Annotated in this window: 8 protein-coding genes; 5 read left to right on the forward strand and 3 right to left on the reverse strand. The window is 66.2% G+C overall.

All coding sequences use genetic code 11. The annotated features are described in order from the left end of the window. Together EN745_RS24555 and EN745_RS24560 are read right to left on the reverse strand one after the other, a co-directional pair. On the reverse strand, positions 1-936 hold a 936-nt coding region (locus tag EN745_RS24555), incomplete at its 3' end, for a cytochrome P450 (RefSeq protein ID WP_245487824.1). Between the two features lie 48 nt (positions 937-984). Further along, complete coding sequence (locus EN745_RS24560; RefSeq protein WP_127422472.1) at positions 985-2,430, reverse strand: APC family permease; 1,446 nt, start codon at positions 2,428-2,430, stop codon at positions 985-987. Positions 2,431-2,605: 175 nt separating this feature from the next. On the opposite strand from EN745_RS24560, the gene EN745_RS24565 reads away from it, so the two are divergent. The 4 genes from EN745_RS24565 to EN745_RS24580 are packed head-to-tail and all read left to right on the forward strand — an operon-like array spanning position 2,606 to position 6,690. Beyond that, a complete protein-coding gene (locus tag EN745_RS24565; RefSeq protein ID WP_126059201.1) occupies positions 2,606-3,370 on the forward strand; it encodes an IclR family transcriptional regulator in 765 nt (254 codons plus the stop codon). Then, complete coding sequence (locus tag EN745_RS24570; protein ID WP_126056107.1) at positions 3,367-4,653, forward strand: Tm-1-like ATP-binding domain-containing protein; 1,287 nt, start codon at positions 3,367-3,369, stop codon at positions 4,651-4,653. Before EN745_RS24565 ends, EN745_RS24570 begins: the two co-directional genes overlap by 4 nt. Positions 4,654-4,661: 8 nt before the next feature. Beyond that, entirely contained in the window at positions 4,662-5,345 is a 684-nt protein-coding gene (locus EN745_RS24575) for an HAD-IA family hydrolase (RefSeq protein WP_189347381.1), read from the forward strand. Next, a complete protein-coding gene (locus tag EN745_RS24580) occupies positions 5,338-6,690 on the forward strand; it encodes an aminotransferase class III-fold pyridoxal phosphate-dependent enzyme (RefSeq protein WP_126056109.1) in 1,353 nt (450 codons plus the stop codon). Before EN745_RS24575 ends, EN745_RS24580 begins: the two co-directional genes overlap by 8 nt. 114 nt (positions 6,691-6,804) lie before the next feature. Here the strand turns inward: EN745_RS24580 and EN745_RS24585 are convergent, their stop codons facing one another. Continuing rightward, positions 6,805-7,674, reverse strand: coding sequence for a helix-turn-helix domain-containing protein (locus tag EN745_RS24585; protein WP_127422473.1), 870 nt, complete (start codon positions 7,672-7,674; stop codon positions 6,805-6,807). A 94-nt stretch (positions 7,675-7,768) separates the two neighbouring features. Here EN745_RS24585 and EN745_RS24590 point away from each other — a divergent pair. Next, a partial coding sequence (locus tag EN745_RS24590) for a 4-hydroxyphenylacetate 3-hydroxylase N-terminal domain-containing protein (RefSeq protein WP_281034788.1) occupies positions 7,769-8,020 on the forward strand: 252 nt, incomplete at its 3' end.

Genomic DNA, 8,020 nt, shown 5'->3' on the forward strand with positions numbered 1-8,020 from the left:
GGAGACGAGTGCAGCGACCGGCGCGCCGGCGGGGATCACGGTTCCGCCGATCTCCACCGCGCGCGTCGTCTGGCGTGTCTGGGTGCCGATCGGCGCCACCCAGCGCAGGCCCTCGTCGACCGCCCTCGGCACGAACGTCTCGGGGTCGTCGAGCACCTGCCGCAGTTGTTCGGGATGGGCGAGCAGCCCGGCAAGGATCGAGCCGGCGCCATGGCCGGGCTCCTGCATGCCGCCGAGCAGGATGATCTTGATGCTCGGCATCAGGAAATCGATCGCACGGGTTTTCCCCTCCGGCATGCCGTCATGCAGCATGTGCGAAAGCGCCGAGTCGTCGGGCTCGCGGGCGAGCCGCTCAAGCGTCGGCAGGATGGCGGCGCCGACCTCGGCGCTGATCGCATCGGCGACCTCTTGCCGCTTCGGGTCGTTCTCGAAATTGATGGCGCCCTGGGCGAGGCCATAGAACCAGCGCCGCAGGGTCGGCATGTCGATGTCGTCGAGGCCGAGCGAGCGCGCCAGGCTGAGTGTCGACACCGGCTCGAAATAGTCTGCCATCAGTTCCGCCGTGCCCTGTTCGGCGATCTGGTCGAGAAAGGGCCCGGCGATCGAGCGCACGAGGTCGCCGGCATAGGAGGCGACGGTGCGCGGCCGATATTTTGGATCGACGCCCTGGCGAAGGTCTTTGTGCGTCTCGCCGTCGGTGGTCAGGATGGTCGGCTTGCCGAAGGAGCGTTCGACCGGCGACGTGCCGACCACCGCCGAGAAGATGTCGGGCGACTTGGCGACGGTCTCGACATCCTTCCAGCGGGTGACGAACCAGAGGTTGACCGCCGGCACATAGGCGACCGGGGCGCTGCGCCTGAGCTCGGCATAGATCGGGTAAGGATCGGCTTCCAGCGCCTCGACGGTGATCTCGTCGGCAAAGCTCAATGCCGTCACTCCCTCTGCGATGGAAGGGGCGGCGTCAGCCGCCGCCCCTGACTTCTTTCAGTCCTTCAAAGGCACTCCGAGATTTTCGAAGGCGACTGGATCGCGGCCCTTCAATGCACTCGCCAGCAACAGGCCGACCACGGCGGCGATCAGCACCAGGGACGGCAGGAACACGCCGAGGAAGCCGCCAGCGCCCGACAGGCTGCCGAAATTGATGACGATCAGGTAGATGATGATGACGAAGGCGATGAAGGTCAGCCCCGGCAGCACGGTGGTCTTCAGCGCGTTTTCCTGGGCGGACGGATTGGCGCGGAAGTACATCACCACGGCCAGCGAGGCCACGGCCATCATCACGATGACGCCGAGCGTCGCGACATTGGTCAGCCACGAAAACAGCGCCAGCACCGGGTCGAGCCCGAGCACGGCGAAGAGCCCGACGACAACAGCGGCAAGCACGGTCTGGATGACCGAGGCGACATGCGGGCTCTGGTGCGCCGAATGGGTCACGCCGATGGTCTGTGGCAGCAGCTTCTCACGGCCCGCAACATAGATGTAGCGGGCGACCGCGTTGTGGAAGGCCAGCACGCCAGCGAACAGGCTCGACACGAACAAGATGCTCATGGCGTGGGTGAGCGGCGTGCCGGCATAGCGATCGGACAGGCCGAACAGGAAGGTGGTCGGATCCTGCAGGCCCTGCAAGGCTGGCAGCAGCTTGTCGACACCGGCGCCGACCGCCATCAGCCAGGCGGTGACCATGTAGAACAGGCCGATCAGGATGACGGAGAAATAGGTGGCGCGCGGAATGGTGACCTTGGGGTCGCGCGCCTCCTCGGCATAGATGGTGGTCGCCTCGAAGCCGATGAAGGCGGCGAAGCAGAACAGGATGGCGATCGCCGGCGCGCCGCTCGTGATCTGGCTCCAGCTGAACGGTGCCGCCGACAGGCCGGTGTCGCCGCCGGTCCTGAGGATCGTCAGGTCGAGGATCAGCACCACGACATATTCGGCAAGCACGAGCACGGTCAGGATCTTGGCCGACAGGTCGACCTGGCGGTAACCGAGCACGGCGACTATGGCGATGGCGATGAAGCTCCACACCCACCAGGGCAAAGCGATGCCCCAACCGGCGAACAGGCCGGCGGTCGCGGCGCCAAGCAAGCCCATGACACCGATCTGCATGGCGTTGTAGGACAGGATGGCAATCAGCGCCGTCGCGCCGCCGGCGAGGCCGCCGAGCCCGCGCGCCGCGTAGGCATAGAAAGCTCCCGCATTGCCGACGTGACGCGACATGGCGACGTAGCCCACCGCGAACAACAGCAGCAGAACCGTCACGATGAGATAGGTGCCGGCAAAACCGGCGCCGTTGCCCATCAGCATGCCAAGCGGCGTGCCACCCGCCACAGCCGTGAGCGGCGCCGCGGCCGAGATCACCATGAAGGTGATGGCGCCAACGCCAAGGCTGTTCTTCCTCAGCCGGTTCAGTTCGCCGGCTTCAATTGTCGTCATCTTTCCCTCCAGATCCGCGCTTGCGGAAACCAAGTGTCCCTGAAATGCCGGGCCTTCTGCTGGGCCATCAACGTTTCACTATTTGCAACAGCATTTCGAATATAGACTTGCAAAGGAATCGACTTGCTGTCAAGTTAATTCGCACGTTAAGTATCTGATGGAGGATCAGACCGGGATGGGCACGGTGAGCAAAGCCATTTCGCTGCTGGAAATGCTCGGCCGCAGCGCGCCCGAGACGGCGCTTGCCGACCTTGCCAGGCGCGCCGGTTTCGACAAGGCGACGACGCGGCGGCTACTGGTCTCGCTCATCGAGCACGGGCTGGTGGAGCAGGACGAAGCCACGCGGCTCTACCGGCTGGGCGCCGGCATCGCGCGGCTGGCGCTGATGCGCGAGGCGCAGTTTCCGTTCCTGCGCATGGCGGTGCCGGTGGTCGAGCAGCTGGCGGCCGAGACCGGCGAGACCGTGCATTTGTCGGAATATTCAAAGCGCGGCCTGATTTCGGTCCATGTCATCGAGTCGGCCAAGGCCAACCGCGTCAGCGTGCAACTTGGCGAGGTGCTGCCGATGCATGCGACGGCGTCCGGAATTGCCTTCCTGGCGTTCACCGAGGAGCATGTCCGCGCCGGCGTCCTCGCGGGACCGCTGCCGGCCTTCACGCCCTACACGATCGGCGACGCCGAAACGCTCGCCGAACATATCGCCGCCGCCCGCGCGCGCGGCCATTCGACCGGCTCGCAAGGCTATGAGGAAGGCGTGCTCAGCGTCGCGGCACCGATCCTCGGCGCCGACGGTTTCGCCATCGGCACCGTCGCGGTCGCGGCACCAAGGGTGCGGATCCAGAAGGGCGACATCGAGCGTCACGGCGCCAGCGTCGCCGCGGCGGCGCGCGGCATCAGCGAGCGGCTTTTCGGCAGGCTGCCGGGCCGCAAGCGGGCATGACAACAACGACATTGCAGGGAGAACCGACTGTGGAGGAGACACGCCGTATCCTGGTTATCGGCACCGGCGACACCAAAGCCGACGAGCTTCTGTTCATGCGCGAGCGCATCGAGGCGGTCGGCGGCGTCGCCGTGATGATGGACGTCAGCGTGCTCGGCGACCCGCCCTACCGGCCGGCCTATGACAGGCACGCGGTGGCAAAGGCCGCCGACACGACGATCGAGGCGATCATCGCCAGCGGCGACGAGAATTCGGCGATGACGCTGATGGCGCTCGGCGCCTCGCGGCTGGCGCGCGCGCTCCACGACAAAAGCGAGATCGACGGCGTCATCGCGCTCGGCGGCTCGATGGGCACCGACCTTGCGCTCGACGTGGCGCTGGCGCTGCCGCTCGGCGTGCCGAAATTCGTCGTCTCGACGATCGCCTATTCGCATCTTCTGCCGCCCGAGCGGATCGCCACAGACCTGATGATGATCCTTTGGGCCGGCGGGCTCTATGGCCTCAACAGCGCCTGCAAGGCGGTGCTGTCGCAGGCCTGCGGCGCGGTGGTGGGTGCCGCGCAGGCCGTCGTCAAGCCGGACGCGGCAAAGCCGCGGATCGGCATGAGCTCGCTCGGCAAAAGCTGCCTGCACTATATGGTGAGGCTGAAGCCGGAGCTGGAAAAGCGCGGCTACGAGGTGATCGTCTTCCACACCACCGGCATGGGCGGACGGGCGCTGGAGGCGATCGCGGCGCAAAAGGGTTTTGTCGCGGTGATGGATTTCAGCCTGCAGGAACTCGCCAACCAGCTCACCGGCTCGGTGGTGAATTCCGGCACCGACCGGCTGGAGAATGCGGGCCGGCAGGGCATCCCGCAGATCGTCGCGCCCGGCGCCGTCGACATGGTGGATTTCCCGACCTGGCAAACGGTGCCCTCGCGTTTCATCGAGCGGCCCTACCATGCGCACAACCGGCTGCTCGCCTCGGTGACCTCGGACGCCTCGACCCGCAAGGAGATCGCGCGCGCCATCGGGGAGAAGCTCGCCGCGGCGACCGGCCCGACCGCCTTCATCCTGCCCGCCGGCGGCATCCAGCAATGGGACCAGGAAGGCGAGCCGCTGCATGACCCAGAGGCGCTGTCGGCCTTCGTCGAGGAGATGCGTGCCAGCGTGCCTGCCAATGCCGAGCTGCACGAGATCGCCGGACACATCAATGACGCCGCCTTCTGCGCCAAGGCGCTGGAGATCTTCGACCGCTGGGTCGCCGACGGCATAGTACCGCCGGGCCGCAGGCAAGCCGCATGAGCGGGTCGCTGCCAAAGGCGATGGTGCTCGATTTCGGCGGCGTAGTCACCCGCACGCTGTTCGAGACGCATGCGCTGACTGAGCGCGCGCTGGGTCTGGCGCCGGGCACGCTTGCCTGGCGCGGCCCGTTCGACCCGGCCTCCGATCCTTTGTGGCGGGCCATGCAGGCGGACGAGATCAGCGAGCGCGACTACTGGAGGACGCGCACGCGGGAGGTCGGCCAGCTGGTCGGCGAGGACTGGCGCGACATGTCGACCTTCGTGCAGCGGGCGCGCGGCGCCGACCCGCAGGCCGTAATCCGGCCCGAGGCAGAACGGGCGATCCGGACGGCGCACGCGGCCGGCATCAGGCTGGCCATCCTCTCCAACGAGCTCGACCTGTTCTACGGCACGCAGTTCCGCCAGCGGCTGCCGCTGCTCTCGCTGTTCGAGGCCATAGTCGACGCGACTTATACCAACGTCCTCAAGCCCGATCGCCTGGCCTATGCGATGGTCGGCGAGGCGCTGGAGCTGCCGCTTGGCGAATGCGTCTTCGTCGACGACCAGCAGCGCAACATCGACGGCGCCACCGCCGCCGGCATGCTGACCGTGCATTTCGACGTCGCCCAGCCGGCGCGAAGCTATGCCGAGGCGCTCGGCCATTTCGGCCTCGCCCTCCCCCAATTGGAAACCGGAGTTCCCACCGATGCGTGACATCAACTTCCTCACCGAGAACAACGCCAAGCCGATCTGGCATCCGATGGCGCATCCGGCCGAGATGCGGGCGACGCCGCCGAAGATCATCATGAAGGGCGACGGCGTCTCGGTGACCGATGCCGACGGCCGCACCGTACTCGATGCGGTCGGCGGCTTGTGGAACGTCAACCTCGGTTACAGCTGCGACCCGATCAAGAAGGCGATGGCCGCGCAGCTCGATGCGCTCCCCTATTATTCCGGCTTTCGCGGCACCTCGACAGGACCGTCGATCGAGCTTGCCTACGAGCTCACCGACTGGTTCGCCCCGGAGGGCATGGTGCGTGCCTTCTTCACCTCGGGCGGATCGGATTCGGTCGAGACGGCGCTGCGGCTCGCGCGCCAATATTGGAAGATCCGCGGCCAGGGCGACCGGACGAAGTTCCTGGCGCTGAAGAAGGGCTATCACGGCACGCATTTCGGCGGCGCCTCGGTCAACGGCAACGCCAATTTCCGCCGCAACTACGAGCCGCTCTTGCCCGGCGTCTTCCACACCCCGGCGCCATGGACCTACCGCAACCCGTTCGACGAGACCGACCCGGCGAAGCTGGCCAAGCTCTGCGCCCGGGCGATCGAGGACGAGATCGCCTTCCAGGGCGCCGACACCATCGCCGCCTTCATCTTGGAGCCGGTGCTCGGCGCCGGCGGCGTAATCGTTCCGCATGAAAGTTTCATGCCGCTGGTGCGGGCGATCTGCGACCGTCACGACATCCTTCTGATCGCAGACGAGGTGGTGACCGGCTTCGGCCGCACCGGTGCGTGGTCCGGCTCACGGCTCTCCGGCGTGAAGCCCGATTTCATGACCATCGCCAAGGCGATCACGTCCGGCTACTTCCCGCTCGGCGCGACTCTGATCGGCGCCAAGGTCGCCGACGCGTTCGAGGCCGACAAGACGAGCTTCGGTGCCATCGGCCACGGCTACACCTATTCCGGCCATCCGGTCGGCTGCGCGGCCGGGCTGGCGGCGCTCGCCGAGACAAAACGGCTTGCCGTCAACGAGAACGCGGCGGCGCGCGGCGTCGAGCTCGGCAAGGTTCTGGAAGCGCTGAAGGCGAAGCACGCTTTGGTCGGCGATGTCCGCTACCAGGGCCTGATGGCGGCGCTAGAGCTCGTCTCGGACCGCGCCGCCAAGAAGCCGGCCGACAAGAAGACATTGGCCGTGGTGGCCGATGCCGCCTACCAGGCCGGCGTCATGCTGCGCGTCTCCGGCAACACCGTCATCCTGTCGCCGCCGCTGGTCATCTCGGCGGCCGATGTGGCGAAGATCGGCGAGGCGCTGGATGCCGGGTTGTCTGCTGCGGCGTGAGTAAGTGAGTAGTGAGTAGTGAGTAGTGAGTAGTGAGTAGTGAGTAGTGAGTAGTGAGTATGAGTAGAATTTCGGCTCGAACATTTGTTCAATCCTCGCTCCGTTTACTACCTACTACTCACTACTCACTCTTTGTCTCCGCCACGTCGCCGGCGGCAAGCCAACCCCCTGCCGAAAGAAGCGCGAGAAATAGGCGGGGTCGTTGAAGCCGGTCTCGTAGGCGATGTCCTCGACCGTGCGTATGGTGAAGAGCAGCAGGCGCTTGGCTTCGATCAAGCGCCGGTCGCCGATAGCCTGCCGCACGCCTACGCCCAGCACCTGGCGCGCGGCCTTGTCGAGCAGGTGGCGGGTGGTGCCGAGTTCCTCGACATAGCGCTCGACCGGCCAGTCGTCGCGAAAATGGCGGTCGATCAGGCGCCGCAGCCGGCCGCCGAGCGCCACCGCCGCCGGCACCGTCACCGCTTGCGATTGCGCATCGAGGCGGGCGATGCCCGACAGCGCCACCGCGATCAGCGGCGGCAGGATTCTTTCCACGCCGGGCAGCCTGTCGGCATATTCCGCCTGGATCATCCTGACCGTATTACCCAACCTCTCCCACAGCGCGCCCTCGCCGCGCCCCGTGACGAAAACCGGCTGGTCGAGCGGCAGCGCGGACTGCTCGGCGATGGATGCGAGCGCCGCATCGGCGACCGAGACGACGATGGCATCGGTGCCTGGTTCGATGTCGAAGCCATGGACCACGCCGCTCGGCATGAAGCTCACGGTGGGAGCGGAAAAACTCCAGGTCTTGTCCTCGATCCGATAGGTGCCGCTGCCACCCGTCCAGAAGGTGATCTGCGCCATTTGCGGATGTTTGTGCGCCAGAACCTGGCCGCGATGCACGGAAGCGCGCGCCTGCACCGTCTCGACATGCAGGAAACCGACGTCGAGCGCCCGTGCCGGCTCGCCGTAGACGAAGAATTCGGGAATGGCGGTCTGGCTCATGGCGGCCCGAAAAAGTCCAAGTGATTTATCGCTTTCGTCCATAAACCATCGCGCGGCTTGCGGCTACTCTCCACCAATCAAAGGGAGGATCATGATGCGATCGGAAGATTTCCGGGCCGACACGAAACGGCCGTTCACAGGCGCCGAATATCTCGCGAGCCTGCGCGACGGGCGCGAGGTGTATATCAATGGCGAGCGGGTCGCCGATGTCACCAGCCATCCGGCGATGCGCAATTCGGCGCGTTCGCTGGCCCGCCTCTATGACGCCTTGCACGACCCCAACCGGCAGGCGGCGCTGACCGCGCCGACCGATACCGGCTCGGGCGGCTATACGCATAAATATTTC

The organism is Mesorhizobium sp. M4A.F.Ca.ET.022.05.2.1, assembly GCF_003998845.1.
GTDB lineage: Bacteria > Pseudomonadota > Alphaproteobacteria > Rhizobiales > Rhizobiaceae > Mesorhizobium.

What these genes read in the sequence shown, in the direction of transcription:
- EN745_RS24560 (WP_127422472.1), bottom strand. Translation starts at nt 2,430, where the DNA reads ATGACGACAATTGAAGCCGGCGAACTGAACCGGCTGAGGAAGAACAGC.
- EN745_RS24565 (WP_126059201.1), top strand. Translation starts at nt 2,606, where the DNA reads ATGGGCACGGTGAGCAAAGCCATTTCGCTGCTGGAAATGCTCGGCCGC.
- EN745_RS24570 (WP_126056107.1), top strand. Translation starts at nt 3,367, where the DNA reads ATGACAACAACGACATTGCAGGGAGAACCGACTGTGGAGGAGACACGC.
- EN745_RS24580 (WP_126056109.1), top strand. Translation starts at nt 5,338, where the DNA reads ATGCGTGACATCAACTTCCTCACCGAGAACAACGCCAAGCCGATCTGG.
- EN745_RS24585 (WP_127422473.1), bottom strand. Translation starts at nt 7,674, where the DNA reads ATGAGCCAGACCGCCATTCCCGAATTCTTCGTCTACGGCGAGCCGGCA.